Source organism: Frankia sp. BMG5.60, from assembly GCF_059428125.1.
The window spans coordinates 812,057-830,134 of sequence record NZ_CM182091.1 but is presented as its reverse complement, the minus strand read 5'-3'; the positions used below and the strand labels follow the sequence as shown (position 1 = coordinate 830,134).

General features: G+C 72.6%; 15 protein-coding genes. 8 read left to right on the top strand and 7 right to left on the bottom strand.

Annotation, left to right across the window (positions count from 1 at the left end; all coding sequences use genetic code 11):
* Positions 1-75: 75 nt before the first annotated feature.
* From AC5R91_RS03555 to AC5R91_RS03530, 6 genes are all read left to right on the top strand, one after another.
* Positions 76-537: a hypothetical protein gene (locus tag AC5R91_RS03555; protein ID WP_495395660.1), complete on the top strand. Its 462-nt coding sequence runs from the start codon at positions 76-78 to the stop codon at positions 535-537.
* The gene (locus AC5R91_RS03550; RefSeq protein ID WP_495395659.1) at positions 538-1,251 is read left to right on the top strand and encodes a gluconate 2-dehydrogenase subunit 3 family protein; all 714 of its coding nucleotides are present in this window, start codon (positions 538-540) and stop codon (positions 1,249-1,251) included.
* Positions 1,252-1,275: 24 nt separating this feature from the next.
* Positions 1,276-2,976: a GMC family oxidoreductase gene (locus tag AC5R91_RS03545; protein WP_495395658.1), complete on the top strand. Its 1,701-nt coding sequence runs from the start codon at positions 1,276-1,278 to the stop codon at positions 2,974-2,976.
* A complete protein-coding gene (locus AC5R91_RS03540; RefSeq protein WP_495395657.1) occupies positions 2,973-4,070 on the top strand; it encodes an enolase C-terminal domain-like protein in 1,098 nt (365 codons plus the stop codon). The genes AC5R91_RS03545 and AC5R91_RS03540 overlap by 4 nt, the downstream gene beginning before the upstream one ends.
* Positions 4,060-5,928, top strand: a complete 1,869-nt coding sequence (locus tag AC5R91_RS03535; protein ID WP_495395656.1) for a glycoside hydrolase family 15 protein — start codon at positions 4,060-4,062, stop codon at positions 5,926-5,928. Before AC5R91_RS03540 ends, AC5R91_RS03535 begins: the two co-directional genes overlap by 11 nt.
* A gap of 87 nt (positions 5,929-6,015) precedes the next feature.
* Entirely contained in the window at positions 6,016-7,062 is a 1,047-nt protein-coding gene (locus AC5R91_RS03530; RefSeq protein WP_495395655.1) for an SDR family oxidoreductase, read from the top strand.
* Between the two features lie 110 nt (positions 7,063-7,172).
* Here the strand turns inward: AC5R91_RS03530 and AC5R91_RS03525 are convergent, their stop codons facing one another.
* Positions 7,173-8,462, bottom strand: a complete 1,290-nt coding sequence (locus AC5R91_RS03525; RefSeq protein WP_495395654.1) for an amidohydrolase family protein — start codon at positions 8,460-8,462, stop codon at positions 7,173-7,175.
* Between the two features lie 217 nt (positions 8,463-8,679).
* On the bottom strand, positions 8,680-9,477 hold the full coding sequence (locus AC5R91_RS03520; RefSeq protein WP_044885795.1) for an SDR family oxidoreductase: 798 nt from the start codon (positions 9,475-9,477) through the stop codon (positions 8,680-8,682).
* A 400-nt stretch (positions 9,478-9,877) separates the two neighbouring features.
* Here AC5R91_RS03520 and AC5R91_RS03515 point away from each other — a divergent pair, with 400 nt between their 5' ends.
* Entirely contained in the window at positions 9,878-11,089 is a 1,212-nt protein-coding gene (locus AC5R91_RS03515; protein ID WP_495395653.1) for a CoA transferase, read from the top strand.
* 208 nt (positions 11,090-11,297) lie between these two features.
* Here the strand turns inward: AC5R91_RS03515 and AC5R91_RS03510 are convergent, their stop codons facing one another.
* The 5 genes from AC5R91_RS03510 to AC5R91_RS03490 form a co-directional block, all read right to left on the bottom strand.
* Positions 11,298-12,116 (bottom strand): SDR family NAD(P)-dependent oxidoreductase, encoded by an 819-nt coding sequence (locus AC5R91_RS03510; RefSeq protein WP_495395652.1) that lies wholly within the window; start codon positions 12,114-12,116, stop codon positions 11,298-11,300.
* Between the two features lie 52 nt (positions 12,117-12,168).
* Positions 12,169-13,455 carry an amidohydrolase family protein gene (locus AC5R91_RS03505; protein WP_495395651.1) on the bottom strand — a complete coding sequence of 429 codons (1,287 nt, stop codon included), beginning with the start codon at positions 13,453-13,455 and terminating at the stop codon, positions 12,169-12,171.
* A gap of 87 nt (positions 13,456-13,542) precedes the next feature.
* Positions 13,543-14,418, bottom strand: a complete 876-nt coding sequence (locus AC5R91_RS03500; protein ID WP_495395650.1) for a pantoate--beta-alanine ligase — start codon at positions 14,416-14,418, stop codon at positions 13,543-13,545.
* Between the two features lie 259 nt (positions 14,419-14,677).
* Positions 14,678-15,574: an enoyl-CoA hydratase gene (locus tag AC5R91_RS03495; protein WP_495395649.1), complete on the bottom strand. Its 897-nt coding sequence runs from the start codon at positions 15,572-15,574 to the stop codon at positions 14,678-14,680.
* The gene (locus AC5R91_RS03490) at positions 15,571-17,259 is read right to left on the bottom strand and encodes an AMP-binding protein (RefSeq protein ID WP_495395648.1); all 1,689 of its coding nucleotides are present in this window, start codon (positions 17,257-17,259) and stop codon (positions 15,571-15,573) included. The genes AC5R91_RS03495 and AC5R91_RS03490 overlap by 4 nt, the downstream gene beginning before the upstream one ends.
* Positions 17,260-17,301: 42 nt before the next feature.
* On the opposite strand from AC5R91_RS03490, the gene AC5R91_RS03485 reads away from it, so the two are divergent.
* Positions 17,302-17,946, top strand: a complete 645-nt coding sequence (locus tag AC5R91_RS03485; RefSeq protein WP_495395647.1) for a cysteine hydrolase family protein — start codon at positions 17,302-17,304, stop codon at positions 17,944-17,946.
* The last annotated feature ends 132 nt before the right edge of the window (positions 17,947-18,078 follow it).

Here is an 18,078-nt window from a genome sequence, read left to right as displayed (position 1 = left end):
ACTGACCTCCGGAGCTTGGAGCCGCCCGCGAGCGGTGGGTTGGTCGGATGTCACCCGGGGCGAAGGGAGAAGGATGTGGGTGCTGCGCAGGCGGCGACGCTGGCGGACACGGCACTGGCCGATGTCCGCACCGGGCGGTTCGAGCGCGGCCTGTCCGCGTTGACGGCGGTGGGCGCGGCGATCACGGCCGGGGAGATCTACCTGTCCCATGACGGTGCGAGCTTCGGCAACGCGATGATGTGGTGGCCGATCGCCGTGGTCCCCACCGCGATTCCGGCCGGTGTCGCCGCGGTGTTCTCCCGGCGGGCGGCGCACACGGTGCTGCCGCTGGCCTCGGCGGCGATCGTCGCGAACGGTCTGCAGGGCACCTACCTGCACTGGCGGGGCGTGAAGCAGCGTCCCGGCGGGATCACCCGCTACAACCTGGAATCGGGGCCGCCGGTGTTCGCCCCGCTGCTGGCCTCGCTCGTCGGCGGGATGGGGCTGCTCGCCGCGGTCCTGCGCCGGGAGGGGCCCCCGCCGCGGGGGGACGGGTAGATGCCGTCGCGCGCTCCCGATCAGCGGGCCGTCACCCCGCAGAGCCGGGGCCGGTTCCCCGGCTTCGACGTCCTCGACCAGGCCGACGGGTGGGACGACGTCACCGCCGGCGTCGTGCTGGGCCGGCTCGCCCCGCCGGCCGAGCTGGCGTTCTTCACCCCGGCGGACGTCGCCGTCGCCGGTCCGCTGTTCGACCTGCTGCTCGCCCAGGACGGCGAGCCGCGGGTGCCGGTCCTGGCGCTGATCGACGCCCGTCTGGCCGCGGGGGAGACCGACGGCTGGCACTACGACGACATGCCGGAAGACGCCCAGGCCTGGCGGGACAGCCTCGGTGCTCTCGACGCGGACGCCCGCGCGGCTTACGGCGGTCGGTCCTTCGCCGAGCTCGACCCCGGCGGGCAGGCGGGGCTGATTCAGGCCGTGCAGGACCTTGCCGACGCCGGCCGGGACTGGCACGACTGGCCGGCCGCCCACGTCTGGAGCCTGTGGACTCGTTATGCCTGCACGGCGTTCTACTCGCATCCGTGGGCCTGGAACGAGATCGGGTTTCCCGGGCCGGCCTACCCGCGGGGTTACCTCCACGCGGGGGTCGACGCCCGGGAGCACGCGGAGGTGGCCGACCACGACGCCGCCGACCCGGTCCCGTTCGCCGAGCGGGTGGAGCGGGAACGCCGGCGGCATGAGGACCTGCTCGAGCCGGGACCTTCGTCATGAGAGACGCGGCATGAGGGGCGCGGCATGAGGGGACGCGACGAGGTCCGTGCCCGCAACGCGTCGGCGTGGCTGATTCCGAACGATGGCAGCCGCACGAACCATCGGCTGCGCGTGGACATGCGCCGCTTCGCCGATGACGACGAGGTCGACCTGGTCGTCGTCGGGGCGGGCGCCGGTGGCGGGGTGCTGACCCAGCGGCTGGCTCGGGCCGGCTGGCGGGTCGTCTGTCTGGATGCCGGCCCGTTCTGGGATCCCGATGCCGACTGGGTCAGCGACGAGCGGGGCGGCCACGTCCTGTACTGGACCGAGCCGCGCCAGATCGGGGGCGCGGATCCGGTGCCGCTGGGGTCGAACAACTCCGGGCGCGGGGTCGGCGGGTCGATGGTGCACTATGCCGGCTACACGCCGCGGTTGCATCCGTCGGACTTCTCGACCTTCACCGCCGATGGGGTGGGCGCGGACTGGCCGATCTCGTACGCGGACCTGCGGCCGTACTACGCCGCGCTCGAGCGGGAACTGCCGGTCGCGGGGGAGAGCTGGCCGTGGGGCGATCCGCACGGCTACCCACACCGGCCGCATCCGGTCGGCGGCAACGGGGAGATCTTCCTGCGTGGCGCCCGCGCGGCCGGCATCGAGGCCCGGGTGGGTCCGGTGGCGATTCCCAACGGCCGGTTCGGTAATCGGCCGCACTGCATCTACCGGGGTTTCTGTCTGCAGGGCTGCAAGGTCAACGCGAAGGCCAGCCCGCTGGTCACCCACATCCCGGACGCGTTGGCGCACGGTGCCGAGATCCGTCCCGACAGCCATGTCAGCCGGGTCGTCGTCGACGACCGGACTGGGCGGGTCACCGGTGTCACCTATCTGCGTGCGGGCCGGGAGCACGTCCAGCGGGCGGGGGCCGTCGCGGTGGCCGGCTACTCGATCGAGACTCCGCGTCTGCTGCTGCTGTCGACCAGCGCGCGTTGGCCGGACGGGCTCGGCAACGACCATGACCAGCTTGGGCGGTACCTGATGGTGCAGGGCGCGCCGCAGACCGCGGGCCGCTTCGCCGAGGAGATCCGGATGTACAAGGCGCCGCCGCCGGAGGTCTCCAGCGAGCAGTTCTACGAGACCGATCCGGCGCAGCCGTACCGGCGGGGCTGGTCGATCCAGAACGTCAGCCCGCTGCCGATCACCTGGGCCGAACACGTCACCGCCCAGGGCCACTGGGGCGCGCCGCTGCGCGAGTACCTGCGGGACTATGTCCACTGGGCGACGCTGGGCGCGCTGTGCGAGTACCTGCCGCAGCCCGACAACCGGGTCACGCTCGCCGACGAGACCGACCGGCACGGCCTGCCCGTCGCCCACTTCGCCTACTCCCGGTGCGACAACGACCGGCAGCTCCAGCGGGCGGCGACGGCGTCGATGGAGGCGATCCTGACCGCGGCCGGCGCCACCGAGGTCATCACCGTCGACCGCTATGCGCACCTCGTCGGCGGCGCCCGGATGGCCGCCCGCCCGGCCGACGGCGTGGTCGACGCCGACCACCGGGTGTTCGGCGTGGAGAACCTCTTCGTCGTCGACGGCAGCGTCCTGCCGACCCAGGGCGCCGCCAACCCCGCCCTGACGATCATGGCGTTGGCGGCCCGGGCCGCCGACCGGCTCGTCGCGTTGAGCCGTGGCGGCCCGACCGGCGAGCACCGGTCCGGCGCGCGGCCGACCGGCCAGGAGGTGGTGCGATCATGACCTCGGACGAACCCGCGCTGGAGACGGTGACGGTTGGCGTCTACCGGTTTCCCACCGAGCGGCCGGAAGCGGACGGCACCCTGGCCTGGGACGCCACCACCGCGGTCACCGTCACCCTCGCCGCCGGCGGGCACACGGGCGTGGGCTGGACCTACGGCAGCCCCGCCGCCGCGACGGTTGTCGCCGGGCACCTCGCCGGGGTCGTCCGAGGCCGGTGCGCGTGGGACATCACCGCCGGCTGGTCGGCGATGCACCGGGCCTGCCGCAACCTCGGTACCCGTGGCACGGTGATGCAGGCGCTCAGCGCGGTCGACATCGCCTGGTGGGACCTGAAGGCCCGGCTGCTCGGCGTCGGGCTCCCCGCGCTGCTGGGCCGGTGCCGCGAGCAGGTGCCCGTCTACGGCTCCGGCGGCTTCACCACCCTCGACGACGCGGCGCTGGCCGACCAGGTCGCCGGGTGGCGGAAAGCGGGCTGCACCAGCATGAAAATCAAGATCGGCGAGTCGTGGGGCACCCGGATCGACCGTGACCTGGCGCGGGTGCGACGGCTGCGGGAGCTGGCCGGCGACGGCGTCGAGCTGATGGTCGACGCCAACGGCGGCTACCAGGTCGGGCCGGCCCGCCGCGTCGGCGCGGCGCTGGACGACGCCGGCGTCACCTGGTTCGAGGAACCGGTCAGCAGCGACGACGTCGACGGACTCGCCGCGGTCCGGGCCGCGGTGCGTTGCGACGTCGCGGCCGGGGAGTACGCCGCCGACCTCGACGACGTGCGCGGGCTGCTGGGAGTGGTCGACTGCCTGCAGCTCGACGTCACCCGCTGCGGCGGCTACACGAACTGGCTGCGCGCCGCCGCCCTCGCCCAGTCCCACCACCTACAGGTCTCCGCGCACTGCGCGCCCGCGCTGCACGCCCCGGTCGCCGCCGCGATCCCGAACCTGCGTCACGTCGAGTGGTTCGCCGACCATGCCCGCCTCGAACCACTGCTCGCCGACGGGGTCCCGCCGGTGACCGCCGGCACGATGACGCCGGACGGCACCGCGCCGGGCCACGGCCTGACGATCGCCCCGACCGCGGAGCGCTGGCATGTCGACTGACCCAGGCGCCGCCGACCCGAATGCCGCCAACCCGAGCGGCGCCGACCCGAATGCCATGGACGTCGCGACCGGGCGGTTCCCTCCGCACGTGCTACGCGACTATGCCTTCCTCGGCGACGGCGAGCGCGGCGCGATCGTCGGCCCGGACGGCGACCTGGCCTGGATGTGCGCGCCGAGCTGGGACTCCGACGCGGTGTTCGCCGCGCTGATCGGCGGCGGCGGCAGCTACGCGGTGACGCCGGTCGGCCGCTACTCCTGGGGCGGCTACTACGACGACCGGTCGCTGATCTGGAACGGCCGTTGGGTCACCACCGACGGGATCGTGGAGTGCCGCGACGCGCTCGCCCTGCCCGCCGACCCGCACACGGCCGTGATCCTGCGCCGAATCCGGGTCCTGTCCGGCTCCGCGCAGATCCGCGTCGTCCTCGATGTCCGTGCCGGCTACGGCCTGGCGGACATGGACGGGCTCACCCTCGGCGGCGAAGGTGGCGGTGGCGGCGAAGGCGCCGGCGCCGCCTGGACCGGCCGGTCCGGACCGGTGACGTTGCGCTGGTCCGGCGCGGTGAACGCGACCCGCACCGGTTCCGGACCGTTGGTCGTCACCCTGAAGCTGACGGCCGGCGAGCAGCATGACCTTCTCCTGGAGATCTCCGACCGGCCCCTGCGGCGACCCCGGGCCGGCGACGTGGAGGACCTCTGGCGGGCGACGGAGGCCGGCTGGCGCGACGCCGTCGGCGCGCCAGCCGCCGGGGCCCTGGCCGTCCGCGACACCGGGCAGGCGCTCGCGGTCCTGACCGGACTCACCAGCAGCGCGGGGGGAATGGCGGCGGCCGCGACGATGAGCCTGCCGGAGCGGGCCCGCGCCGGGCGCAACTACGACTACCGCTACGCCTGGATCCGCGACCAGTGCTACGCCGGCCGGGCGGTCGCCGCCCACGGCCAGTACCGGCTGCTCGACACCGCGGTCGGCTTCGTCGCCCAGCGGCTGCTGGCCGACGGCCCGGCGATGAGGCCCGCCTACACGGTCCGCGGCGGCCCGGTACCCGACGAACGGGCCCTGCCACACCTCGCCGGTTATCCCGGCGGGGCCGACCGGGCGGGCAACCGGGCCAACGGCCAGTTCCAGCTCGACGCCTTCGGGGAGGCCCTCGACCTGTTCGCCGTCGCCGCCCGCCACGACCGGCTCGACACCGACGGCTGGCGGGCCGCCGAGGCGGCGGTCGACGCGATCGCGCGTCGCGGCCACGAACCCGACGCCGGCATCTGGGAGATCGACGCCCGGCGGTGGGCCCACTCCCGCCTGACCTGCGTCTCCGGCCTGCGTGCGATCGCGGCCCAGGCGCCGGCCCGGTCGGCCTCCCGCTGGCACGGCCTGGCCGAGGCGATCCTGGCCGACGTCGGCGCAGACTGCCTGCACCCCGACGGCCGCTGGCAACGCAGCCCCGGTGATCCCCGGATCGACGCGGCGCTGCTGCTGCCGGCCCTGCGCGGCGCGCTGCGGCCCGACGACCCCCGCAGTCGGGCCACCGTCGCCGCGGTGGAGGCCGGCCTCGTCCGCGACGACTACGTCTACCGGTTCCCCCCGGACGGTGGCGGACCGCTCGGCGACGAGGAGGGCGCGTTCCTGCTCTGCGGCTTCCTGCTCGCCCTGGCCCGCCACCACCAGGGCGAGCATCTCGGCGCGCGGGTGCTGTTCGAACGCGGCCGGGCGAGCTGCGGCAGCCCCGGCCTGCTCGCGGAGGAGTTCGACGTCGACCAACGCCAGTTGCGCGGCAACCTGCCGCAGGCCTTCGTCCACGCCCTGCTGCTGGAATGCGCCGCCGTCCTCGCCCCGGATGAATATCGGAATGGCGGGTAGAGAGGCCACGGCGGGGGATCGGCAGCGGCAGATGAACTGGCAGCGGCAGGTGGACTGGCAGCGGCAGACGAATGGAGGCAGGCCGGCATGGCGGAACGCAAGGTGGCTGTGGTGACCGGGGCGTCGGCGGGAGTCGGACGGGCCACGGCGCTCGCCCTGGCCGACCAGGGCTTCGACGTCGCACTGCTGGCGCGCGGACGCGTCGGCCTGCAGGCGGCGGCGGCCGAGGTCGAGTCGCGGGGTCGGCGGGCGCTCGTCCTGCCCACCGACGTCGCCGACCATGCGGCTGTGGACCGGGCCGCCGACACCGCGCAGGACCGGCTCGGTCCCCTCGACGTGTGGGTCAACAACGCCATGACGACCAGCTTCGCCCCGCTGGCGCAGACCTCGCCGGCGGACTTCCAGCGGGCGATCGAGGTCACGTTCCTCGGCCAGGTCTGGGGCACCATGGCCGCGCTGTCCCGGATGCGTCCCCGCGACCGTGGCTCGATCGTCAACGTGGGCTCGGCTCTCGCCTTCATCGGCATCCCGCTGCAGGCCCCGTACTGCGCGGCGAAGTTCGCCAGCCGCGGCTTCTTCGAATCAGCCCGCGCCGAACTGCTGCACGACGGCAGTCACGTCCGGATGTCGATGGTGCACCTGCCCGCGGTCAACACCCCGCAGTTCTCCTGGTGCCACACCTCGCTGGACCGTCACCCCCAGCCCGTCCCGCCGATCTACCAGCCGGAGCTGTGCGCGAAGTTCATCGTGCGCGCCGCCGTCGACGGCCGCCGGTCGAAAATCATCGGGTCGTGGAACAAGGCCCTGGTCGCCGCCGGCTCAGTGGCTCCCGGCTTCGGCAACCACTACGCGGCCCTGGGCGCCTGGGAGTCCCAGCTCACCGACGCCCCGCTGCCGCCGGACCGGCCGGACAACCTGCGCGCGCCAGCCGACGGCGAACGCGACGCCGGGGCGCACGGCATCTTCGACGACCGCGCCGGCGGGTTCACCGATCCCGGCTTCCTGCGCTCGCTGCCCCAGACCGGCCGCACGTTCGCCCAGGCCCTGGTCGCCACCGTCCGAGACCGCCGGCGTCCCCGCGCGCAGCGCCCACCCCGCGACCGACGCCCCGCCACGGTGCTGGCAGAACGCTGACGGCCGCGTCGGGGCCACCGCGAAGGAGCGGGCCGCCGGCACGGCGGCGCGCGTACCCGCGCGGGCCGGCCGGGGCCGGCCCGCGCGGGGGACCTACCTCACGGGTGGAACTACTGGTTTGCGCCCGTGGCGGCCACCGAGCCCAGCAGTGAGGCGTTGCCGGAGTCGGCCTCCGCCTTGCGGCGACCCATGCTCTTGGTCTCGATGTCGACGTCGGCCGCCTCGGCGCGCAGCGCGGCGACGGTGGACTTCTCCTTCGGCCGGATGGTGAAGGGGTCGAACGAGTACGCCCGGATCGCGTTCTCATGGGTGATCTTGTTGATGTCGGCGTCCGAGACCCCGGCGAGGTCCTTGAACAGCTTCTCGGGACCGTGCGGCCAGGTGGAGTCCGAGTGCGGGTAGTCCAGCTCCCACATGATCTTGTCGATGCCGACCTGGTCGCGCAGCTTCACGCCCACCGGGTCGTCGATGAAGCAGGTCCAGATGTGGTCGTAGAAGACCTGGCTGGGCAGCCGGCCGCCGAGGTCGGTGAACGTCCACGCGTGGTGGTGCTGGTAGACGTAGTCGGCGCGCTCGAGGGCGTAGGGCAGCCAGCCGATGCCCCCCTCGGACAGGGCCATCTGCAGGTTCGGGATCCGCTTGAAGATCCCGGAGAAGACCAGGTCGGTGACCGCCATCAGGCTGTTCACCGGGGTCAGGGCGATCATGACCTCCGGCGGGGCGTCCGGAGCGGTGATGTTCATCGACGACGACGAGCCGATGTGGATGTTGACGACCACGTTGTTGTCCGCGCAGGCGCGCAGGAACGGGTCCCAGTACTCGGTGTGGTAGCTCGGCAGGCCCAGCTTGGTCGGGTTCTCGGAGAAGGTCACCGCGTGGGCGCCCTTCGCCGCGACCCGGCGGATCTCCTCGGCGGCGAGCTCGGGGTCCCACAGGACGGGCAGGGTGATCGGGATCAGCCGGTCCGGGTGGGAGCCGGCCCACTCGTCGATGTGCCAGTCGTTGTAGGCGCGCACGCTGGCCAGCGCGAGGTCCTTGTCCTTCGCGCGCAGGAAGAGCTGGCCGCAGAAGTGCGGGAAGGTGGGGAAGTTGATGCCTGCGAGCACGCCGCCGGCGCTCATGTCGCGCACGCGCTCGTCGGCGTCGTAGCAGCCGGGGCGCATCTGGGCGTACTCGGTCGGGTCGAGCCCGTACTCCTCCGGAGGACAGCCGGCGACGGCGTTGAGGCCGACGTTCGGGGCGAAGCCGTCCTCGAACGCCCACAGGTCACCGCCGTTGGGGCCCTTGACGATGTGCGGAGCCCGGTCCTTGTACTTCGCGGGGATGTGCGCGTCGAACATCGTGGGCGGTTCCACGACGTGGTCGTCGACGCTGATCAGGATAAGGTCCTCGACCTGCATGACACTCCTTGACGCTTACAGAGGACGGAAGAACGCACCAGCGTGCGTGAGTCCGGGTGCACCGGTCCTGCCGGATCCCGGGGGGAGGGTGCGGATCTCACCGGATGCCTCCCTGCTCCTCGTCGGTGAACGTGACGCAGCTCTATGAGCTGTAACACTACTAAGACTATCGTCAGGATGAAAGAGCTGCCCGCCGCCGGCCCGATCCTGGCGCGGATCAGAACGCCGAGCGGTGATGGCCGCCGTCGACCTCGATCCAGTTGCCGGTGACGTAGCCGGCCTGCTCCGAGCACAGGTAGACGATCATCGAGGCGATCTCGTCCGGGCGGCCGAGGCGCGCCGCGGGCACCCGTGCGTTGGTGCGCATCCACTCGCGGCGGGCCTGCTCGTCGTGCACGCCCACGTTGGCGTCCATGTAGGCGATCGCGTTCGCGGTCTCGATCCAGCCCGGCGCCACCGTGTTCACGGTGATGCCGTAGCGGGCGTACTCGTCGGAGACGGTCTTGAGCAGGCCGATCGTCGACGGGCGGGTGGCGTTGGCGATGGCGTGGTGGATCGCGCCCACCGGCTCCTTGGCGGTCGCCGAGCCGATGTGGACGAAGCGCCCCCAGCCGGCCTCGCGCATCCCGGGCAGCACGGCGTGCAGCAGGTAGACCTGGCTCATCGTGTAGCTGCGGAACGAGTCGACGTAGTGCTCGGGCTCGGTGATGTCCTCGAAGTCGCCCGGGATGTTGAAGACGGTCTGGCCGATCACGATCAGCGGCGGCCCGAACGTCGAGGTGACCTCGGCGACCGCCCGGTCGACGTCGGCGCGGTCGGTGAGGTCGGCCGGGACCCCGATCGCGGTGCCGCCGTCGGCCGTGATCTGCTCGACCGCCTCGTCGATGGCGGTCTTCGTCCGAGCGACGATCGCCACCTTGCAGCCTTCGGCGGCGAGCAGGCGGGCGGCCTCGCGGCCCATCCCCTTGCTTCCGCCGGTTAAGAAGACGACCTTGCCGGCGATGCCGAGATCCATGCGTTGTGCCTCCTGGGCGTGAGTGCCCGCTCGCCGGTCGGCCTGCGGCCGGGGCGTCGGGTGGTCGGGCGGGAACGTTCGGTCGGCTCCGGGGCCCGCGCCTCGCTGCGGGGATCGCAGCGGGGATCACGGCGGGGAACGAGGTGTGGTCAAGCCGGCAGCCGCGATGTAGAACACAATTCTAGGAACGTCCTGGCGGGAGCGTCAACGCATCGGCGGCGCGGCCACGCGGGGCGTGGGCGGCCGAACCGCCCCCTGTGCCGGGCTGGCGCCGGGGGAAACTTGATGCTTCCGTCAAGTTCCGGTCGCCCGTGACGGACTGACGAGGTGATCCCGATCTTGGTGATCGCCATGGGGCGCGGCCGGCAGGCCGACCATAGGGAGACCAGGTGTTGATCTTATGACGTTTCCGCTCGCGGGTATCAAGGTGCTGGAGTTCTCCGAGCACGGTTTCGTGCCGTCCGCCGCGGCGGCGCTGGCCGACTTCGGCGCGGACGTCGTCAAGCTGGAACGGCCCACCGGCGATCCGATGCGCCAGATCCACGCCAACCGCCTCGTCCCCGAGGCCGACGGCGAGGAGTTCATGTTCGAGCTGGTCAACCGCAACAAGCGGGGCGTCGCGCTCGACGTGGAGACGGCGGCCGGCCGGCAGGTCTTCGAACGGCTCGTCCGCTGGGCGGACGTCTACATCACCAACCAGCTGCCGCGGGTGCGGCGCAAGCTGCGCACCGAACCCGCGGACCTGCTGGCCCTCAACCCGAAGCTCGTCGTGGCCAAGGGCCACGGCCAGGGCCAGGCCGGCCCGGACGCCGAGGCCGGCGGCTACGACGGGGTCTCCTACTGGGCCCGCGGCGGCGTCGCCCACGTGCTCACCGCGCCGGACGCGCCGGAGCCGACGATGCAGCGCCCGGCCCTCGGCGACGTGCCAACGGGCATGTACCTCGCCGGCGCGGTCTGCGCCGGCCTCGTCCACGTCCTGCGCACCGGCAAGGGCGTCGTCGTCGACACCGCCCTGCTCAACGGCGCGACCTGGACGATGGGCCCCGACCTCGCCTACAGCTCGCTGACCGGCCGCCAGATGCAGATGACCGGCGGCGGCCCGCGCAGCCCCCTGGTCAACACCTACCGCACCGGCGACGGCCGCTTCGTCAACCTCGTGATGCTCGACGAGGCCCGCTACTGGGCGCCCGCCTGCACCGCCGTCGGCCTGCCCGAGCTGATCGACGCCTACCCGGATGCCGCGTCGCGCCGGTCCGCCTGGGGCGAGCTGGGCGACCGGTTTCGGGCGGCGATCGGCACGCTCACCCGCGCCGAGTTCGACGCCCGGCTGCGGGAGCAGGACTGCATCTTCTCGTTCTACGCGGTACCGGAGGAGGTCGTCGGCGACCCGGCCGTCGTCGACAACGGCTACCTCATGGCCCATCCGACCCGCCCCGGGCTGCGCCTGCCCGGCGCGCCGGCCCAGTTCGACGACGCGCACCCGGTGATGCGCCTGGGCGCGCCCGCGCTCGGCGAGCACTCCCGCGAGGTGCTGCGCGAGGTCGGCTACGGCGCCGACGAGATCGACCGTCTCGTCAAGGATGGCGTGCTCGGCAGCCCGCCGCCCGCCTGAGCGTCCCGCCCGCCTGAGCGTCCCGCCCGCCTGAGCGTCCCGCCCGCCTGAGCGTCCCGCCCGGCTGAGCCGCCGCCCGCCGCCCGGCGGATGCGTGGGAGCGGGCCTTCCTGTCTCGTCCACAGGGTTGCATGTCCGATATATCCCTGTGGAGGAGACAGTTGGCGCCGCTCCCACGCACACCGTCCGCGAGGCGCGGGGGAGCGGACTAGCCGGCGACCGGCTCGTTCGGGACGACGCGGGGCACGACCGGCTGGTGGCTGGTCGCGCCGCCGTCGACGGTGAGCTGGGTCCCGGTGACGTACTTCGACTCGTCGGCCGCCAGGTAGACCGCGGCGGCGGCGATGTCGGCGGGTTCGCCTAGCCGCGGCAGCGACAGCATGCTGCGGATGACGTGCATGTACTCCTCGTCGGCGAGCAGCTTGCGCATGGTGTCGCCGTCGGTGTTGATGAACCCGACGATGATCGCGTTGGCGCGGATGGAGTCCGGGCCGTAGTCGACCGACATCTGCCGGGTCAGCGAGTTGATCGCCCCCTTGGACGCCTGGTAGGCGGGTCGGGAGCGCACGGACAGGATGCTCGACGACGCCGAGATGTTGATGATCGAGCCGCCGCCCGCCGCGCGCATGTGCGGGATCGCGTACTTGCTGGCCCACAGCGTCCCGTACAGCGCGGTGCGGACGGTGTAGTCGAAGTCCTCGTTGGTGATCTCGTCGACGTGGTTGTCGACACCGCTGATCGTCACGTCCGTCGCCGCCGCGTTGTTCACCAGCACGGTGACCGGACCGTAGGCGTCGACGGTCGCGGCGATGGCGCCCTTGACGTCCGACTCGATCTGGTTGTCGGCGCGCACGAACATCGCGGTACCGCCGGCGTCGCGTAACTCCTTCTCCAGCGCGATGCCGGTGGACTCGTTGCGCCCGGTGAACGCCACCGCCGCGCCCTCGTCGACGAACATCCGCACGATCCCGGCGCCGATGCCGGCGGTACCGCCGGTGACCAGCGCGACCTTGCCCTGCAGCCTCATGTGCCGTCCTCTCGGTGCGACCGGTACGACCGACCTGCTGGTGCGGGGCCGCTCATCCCTTGCCCGCGGCCTGCACGGCGATCGCGGCGAGCTCGCCCGGGGTGCTGCCGCGGTGCTCGCGCAGGATGTGCCGCAGCGTCAGGTCGACGTCGGCGCCCTCGGCCCGCAGCGCGGCGACGGTGGAGCGCTCGCGCGGGCGGTGGGAGAAGGCGTCGAAGTCGAACGCCCGCAGCGCGTTGAGGTGCGTGATCGCGTTGACCTCGTCGTCGGGGATGCCGGCCAGCGAGCGGGCCAGCTCCTCGGGGCTGTTCGGCCAGGTCGAGTCGCCGTGCGGGTAGTCGCACTCCCACATGATCGTGTGCAGGCCGACCCGCTCGCGCAGCACGAGCCCGGCCGGGTCGTCGATGAAGCAGCTGTAGATCTGGTCGCGGAACAGCTCGCTGGGCAGCCGGTCGCCGAGCTCGGTGCCCGTCCACGCGCGGTGGTGGCGGTAGACGTAGTCGCAGCGCTCGAGGGTGTAGGGGATCCAGCCGATGCCGCCCTCGGACAGCGCGATCCGCAGGTCCGGGTAGCGGGGGAGCACGCCGGAGAACAGCAGGTCGGTCAGGGTCGACTGGGTGTTCATCGGGCTGAGCGCGATGGAGACCTCCATCGGCGCGTCCTCGGCGGTCACCGGCACCTGCGACGACGAGCCGATGTGCAGGCAGACGACGACGTTCGTCTCCGCGCAGGCCGCCCAGAACGGGTCCCAGGAACGGCTGTGCAGGCTCGGCAGGCCGAGCTTCGCCGGGTTCTCCGAGAAGGTCACCGCGCGGCAGCCCTTCGCGGCGACCCGGCGGATCTCGGCGGCCATGAGCTCGGCGTCCCACAGCGGCATGACGGCCAGCGGGATGATCCGGCCGGGATGGGCGCCGGCCCACTCGTCGATGTGCCAGTCGTTGTAGGCGCGCACGACGGCGAGGCCGAGCTCGCGGTCGGCGGTCGCCCGGGTCAGGAACTGGCCGCAGAACTGGGCGAACGTCGGGAAGTTCAGGCTGGCCAGCACCCCGTTGACGTTCATGTCCCGGATGCGCTCGTCGATGTCGTGACACCCCGGCCGCATCTGGTCGAACCGGGTCGGGTCTAACCCGTAGTCCTCCGGGCGCACGCCGGCGACCGCGTTGAGGCCGATGTTGGGAGTTATCTGTCCCTCGTAGGTCCAGATCTGGTTGCCGTCGGCGGTCTCGACGACGTGCGGCGCGCGGTCGCGGTAGCGGGCGGGGATGTGCGCGTCGAACATGGTGGGCGGCTCGACGACGTGGTCGTCGACGCTGACGAGGATGAGGTCACCGACATCCATGGGGCGCTCCTGTCAGGGGTGGCGGTTTGCGGTTCGCGGCTGTCAGGCCGTGGCGGCGGGGGCGGGGGCGGACGTGGGCCTCGCCGCTCAGGCGGTGGGGACGGTGACGCCGATGTTGTCGACCAGCGGCGTGGTGCCGAAGCGGACCGAGGCGAGCAGGCGGACCTCGCCGTCGCTCGGGCCGCCCTCGGCGCCCGGGTCGAGGGTGTCCAGCGGGCGCAGCGTCGCGGCCTCGACGGCGACGATGTAGTCCGGGTCGGCGACCGGGCGCAGCCGGGCCAGGGCGACCTCGGCCGCGGCGCGGGCGTCGCGTTCCCCGGCGGCGATCGCGTCGGCCGCGGCGGTCAGCGCGGCGTACAGCGCCGGCGCGGCGGCGCGCTGCTCGGGGGAGAGCTTGGTGTTACGGCTGGAGATCGCCACCCCGTCGGGCTCCCGGCGGGTGGGGCAGCCGATGACCCGCGACGGCAGGTGCAGGTCCTCGACCATCCGCTGGAACATCACGAGCTGCTGCCAGTCCTTCTCGCCGAAGAACGTCAGGCAGGGCCCCGCGATGTTGAGCAGGGTGGCGACCATCGTCACGAGCAGCTCCATGTGCTCGCCCTCGGGCATGCCGGTCAGGTGCCGCAGCATCCCCGGCATGGCCATGAAGGTGTTCGAGGGCCGCTGGTAGAGGTCGTCGCGCATCGGGATGTAGAAGATGTCGACGCCGGCCGCCTCGAACAGCGCCTGGTCGTGGGCGAGGTCGCGGTTGTAGGCCTGCACGCCGCCGGAGGCCCATTCCAGCTTCAGCGCCCCGTTCCAGAACACGGCGACGACGTCGCACTCCTTCTTCGCCTGTTCGACCAGGGAGATGTGCCCGGAGTGGGTGCCGCCGCTGGTGCCGACCATGGCGACCCGTCGCCCGGCCGCCCGCTCGGCGTCGAGCAGCTCGCGGACCTCGGCGTGCTTCTCGGTGGTGATCATGACGCGCTCCTGGGTCGAGGATTTTTGCCGCTCGTTACCACTCGGCCGCGCACCCGGGGCAGGGGCGGCGGGCGAGGGAAAAGATGGCGAGGGGGATGTGATGACCCTCACGGATCACCGTCCCCCTGTCAAAGCACCGTTCAGAGAGCTGAACAATCGTTCAATCGCCGAAAATGCCGAAGCCACCGCGTCGCGTCTGCTCGCGAACACGGTGGCTTCGGGGCGGTGCTGTGCGGCGGTGCTGTGGCGCTGGAGGCTCTTAGGGCCGGTTCTTGTCGGCCGGCAGGATGGCGGGGGCGTTGCGCCAGTCGTCCAGGCCGTACTCGGCGGTGCCGACGTACACCTTGCCGCCGGAGACCTCGCTCCAGTGCGCGTGGTTGAGCTGGTGCAGGGTGAAGGCGGCGTCGAGCGCCGAGCTGAAGCCCATCGCGTCCTGCGCCTGGTTGACCGACTCCTTGACCAGCAGCGCCGCCATCGTCGGGACCTTCGCGATCCGGGCGGCGAACTCCACCGTCCGCTCGGAGACGTCCTCGACTCCGAAGACCTTGCTGACCATGCCCAGCGCGTGCGCCTCGTCGGCACCGAGAGAGTCGCCGGTGAGCAGCAGCTCCTTGGCCTTGCGCGGGCCGAACTCCCAGGGGTGGGCGAAGTACTCCACCCCGCACATGCCCAGGCGGGTGCCGACGACGTCGGCGAACACGGTGTTGTCCGCGGCCACGATCAGGTCGCAGCACCAGGCCAGCATCAGCCCGGCGGACAGCACGTTGCCGTGTACCTGGGCGATGGTGATCTTGCGCAGGTTCCGCCAGCGCTTCGTGTTCTCGTAGTAGTAGTGCCACTCCTGGCGGGTGCGGTTCTCCGCGCCGCCGTAGGAGGCCCCGTTGCACTGGAAGGTGGGGTGCAGGTCGGGGCTGTCCGGGTCGCGCTCGGCGAGGCTCTCGGGGGTGCCGAGGTCGTGCCCGGCGGAGAACGACGCGCCGGCGCCGCGCAGGATCACCACACGCACGCCGTCGTCGGCCTCCGCCCGGGCGAACGCCTCCCCGAGCTCGACGAGCAGGCCCCGGTTCTGGGCGTTGCGCGCCTTCGGCCGGTTGAGGGTGATCCGGGCGATCCGGCCCTCACCGAGCGTGTCGTAGTCGATGTAGCGGTAGCTCATGCCGGCACCTCTCGCGGCGCCTCTCGCGGCGCGGCCGCCAGCCGGGCACGCAGCGCCTTCTTGTCGATCTTTCCGGTAGGCAGGACGGGCAGTTCGTCGACGACCACCGCGGACCGCGGTGACTTGTAGCGGGCGATCCGGGTGGCCACGTGCTCGCGCAGCTCGCCCGAGGTGAGCGTGGCGCCTGCGCCACGCTCACCACCGGGCGCGAGGACGACGACGGCGCACACGGCCTCGCCCCAGCGCTCGTCGGGCACGCCGACCACGGCGCACTGCACGACGGCGGGGTGGGTGAGCACGGCGTCCTCGACCTCCAGGGAGTAGATGTTCTCCCCGCCGCTGATGATGACGTCCTTCTTGCGGTCGACCAGGTGCAGCAGGCCCTCCTCATCGAGGACGCCGACGTCGCCGGTGTGGCACCAGCCGTCGGCGAGCGTCACGCCGGTGGTGGCCGAGTCGTTCCAGTAGCCGCGGAACATCGCCGGGGAGGCCACCACGATCTCGCCGGGCACGCCGGGCGGGCACTGCGCTCCGTCGTCGTCGAGGATGCGGATCTCGGTGTCCGGGTAGGGGAAGCCGACGGAGGTGAGCCGGCGGTCCCGGTCGGGCCCGGAGCCGCGGTGCAGCTCGCGGGGCAGCCCCGAGGTGATCACCTCGGTCTGGCCGTACAGGTTGAGGAAGCCGGTGTCCGGCATCGCGGCGAGCGCCGCGGCCAGCGTCGGCGCCGTGATGGGCGCGGCCGAGTAGACGATGGAGCGCACCCCGCGCAGCGCCGCCACCGGCGCCGGGTCGGCGACGCCCGGCCCCGCCCCGGCCTCGGTCAGCACCGCCTGCAGCATGCTCGGCGCCAGGTGCAGCACGGTGATGCCGTCCGCCGGCACCGTGGCCAGCAGCGCCGCCGGCTCGAACTGCCGGTGCAGCACCGCGGTGCCGCCGCGGGCGTGCAGGCCGAAGGCCATCGCCATCGCGCCGATGTGGAACAGCGGCATCACCAGCAGAATCCGGTCGTCGCTGCCGGTGCGCATCTCGACGTTCATCGTCTGGCCGACGCGGAACATCTCCCGCTGGCCCATGATGCAGCCCTTCGGCCGGCCGGTGGTGCCGCTGGTGTAGATCAGGCAGGCGATGTCGTCGGGCCGGGCGGCGAACGGAAGCTCGTCGTCGAGCGCGGCGTCGCGGAACTCCGCCAGGCCCACGACGTCGCCCAGGCCCACGAGATCGCCGCCCGTGCCGTTCGCGCTCGTGCCGTTCGCGCTCGGGTCGCCCGCGCCCGGGTCGTCGAGGCGGACGACCAGTTCGAGGCCGAGCTCCGCGCGCAGCGCCGCGACGATCGGCAGGAACTCGGCGTCGACGAAGATCGCCCGCGGCTTGGCGTCGGCGAGGATGCGGGCGATCTCGGGCGCCGCGAGGCGGAAGTTGACGGTCGCGACGACGAGGCCGCTGAGCTGACCGGCGGCCAGCACCTCGCCGAAGGCGATGCTGTTGCGACCGAGCAGGGCCACCCGGTCCTGGCGGCGCAGGCCGGCCCGGGCGAGGGCCGCCGCGATGGCCGTTGCGCGACGCAGCAGCTCACGGTGGGTGACGCTGCGCCCCTCGTACAGGTAGGCGGGAACGTCGCCGAACCGCTCCGCGTTGCGGCGCAGGATGTCGGCGAGGCAGGGATCCGGGATGTGTTTCGTCGGCACGGGCTACTCCATCGAAGCTCCGAGCGTTAATGTTTGACGATGATGTCAAACAACGACACCCCGGGCAAGCGCCCGCCGCGGCCCATCGACCCCCGGACCAGCGCGGTCGTCCTGGTGGAATGCCAGAACGGGGTGCTCGGCCCGGACTCCATGCTGCCGTCGCTCGCGGCCGACTCGGCCGACATCCGCGACGGCCTGCGCCGGCTGGTGGCCGCCGCGCGGTCCGCCGGTGTGCTCGTCGTGCACGCCACGTTCGAGGGCTGGCTGGGGTCCACCGACCCCGGGACCGCGCCGCTGTGGCGGACCGCCGCCCAGAGCAGCAAGGACTGGGGCCCCGGCCACCCGGCGACCCAGGTCGTGCCCGACCTGCTCGACCCCACCGACCTGATCATCCCGCGCCACCACGGCCTGTCGCCGACCTGGGGCAGCGAGCTGCTGCCGATCCTGCGCGGGCACCGGGTGAACACGGTCGTCTTCGCCGGCGTCTCGCTCAACGTCGCGATCCCGCTCGCCGTGGGGCAGACCGTCCACGAGGGCTTCCACGTCATCGTCACGCGCGACGCGGCCGCGTCGACCCCGGCCGAGTACGGCCAGCACATCCTGGCGAACACGATCGCCATGCTCGCCCGCGTCACCACGGTCGACGACCTCGCCGCCTCCTGGGCCGCCGCCACCGCGACCGTCTGAGTCGTCGGGCAGTTCACGCCGCGGGCGCGGGCTCGTCGCCAGTGTTGGCGGAAGTGTCAACTTTGGCTAGGGTCAGGCGGAGCCCGATCGCCGCGGTGCCGGGCCCGTAACGGTCCGCCGAGCGTCCTCGCG

Coding starts and splice junctions, on each gene's coding strand:
- AC5R91_RS03550 (WP_495395659.1), top strand. CDS start 538: ATGCCGTCGCGCGCTCCCGATCAGCGGGCCGTCACCCCGCAGAGCCGG.
- AC5R91_RS03545 (WP_495395658.1), top strand. CDS start 1,276: ATGAGGGGACGCGACGAGGTCCGTGCCCGCAACGCGTCGGCGTGGCTG.
- AC5R91_RS03540 (WP_495395657.1), top strand. CDS start 2,973: ATGACCTCGGACGAACCCGCGCTGGAGACGGTGACGGTTGGCGTCTAC.
- AC5R91_RS03535 (WP_495395656.1), top strand. CDS start 4,060: ATGTCGACTGACCCAGGCGCCGCCGACCCGAATGCCGCCAACCCGAGC.
- AC5R91_RS03530 (WP_495395655.1), top strand. CDS start 6,016: ATGGCGGAACGCAAGGTGGCTGTGGTGACCGGGGCGTCGGCGGGAGTC.
- AC5R91_RS03525 (WP_495395654.1), bottom strand. CDS start 8,462: ATGCAGGTCGAGGACCTTATCCTGATCAGCGTCGACGACCACGTCGTG.
- AC5R91_RS03520 (WP_044885795.1), bottom strand. CDS start 9,477: ATGGATCTCGGCATCGCCGGCAAGGTCGTCTTCTTAACCGGCGGAAGC.
- AC5R91_RS03515 (WP_495395653.1), top strand. CDS start 9,878: ATGACGTTTCCGCTCGCGGGTATCAAGGTGCTGGAGTTCTCCGAGCAC.
- AC5R91_RS03510 (WP_495395652.1), bottom strand. CDS start 12,116: ATGAGGCTGCAGGGCAAGGTCGCGCTGGTCACCGGCGGTACCGCCGGC.
- AC5R91_RS03505 (WP_495395651.1), bottom strand. CDS start 13,455: ATGGATGTCGGTGACCTCATCCTCGTCAGCGTCGACGACCACGTCGTC.
- AC5R91_RS03500 (WP_495395650.1), bottom strand. CDS start 14,418: ATGATCACCACCGAGAAGCACGCCGAGGTCCGCGAGCTGCTCGACGCC.
- AC5R91_RS03495 (WP_495395649.1), bottom strand. CDS start 15,574: ATGAGCTACCGCTACATCGACTACGACACGCTCGGTGAGGGCCGGATC.
- AC5R91_RS03485 (WP_495395647.1), top strand. CDS start 17,302: ATGTCAAACAACGACACCCCGGGCAAGCGCCCGCCGCGGCCCATCGAC.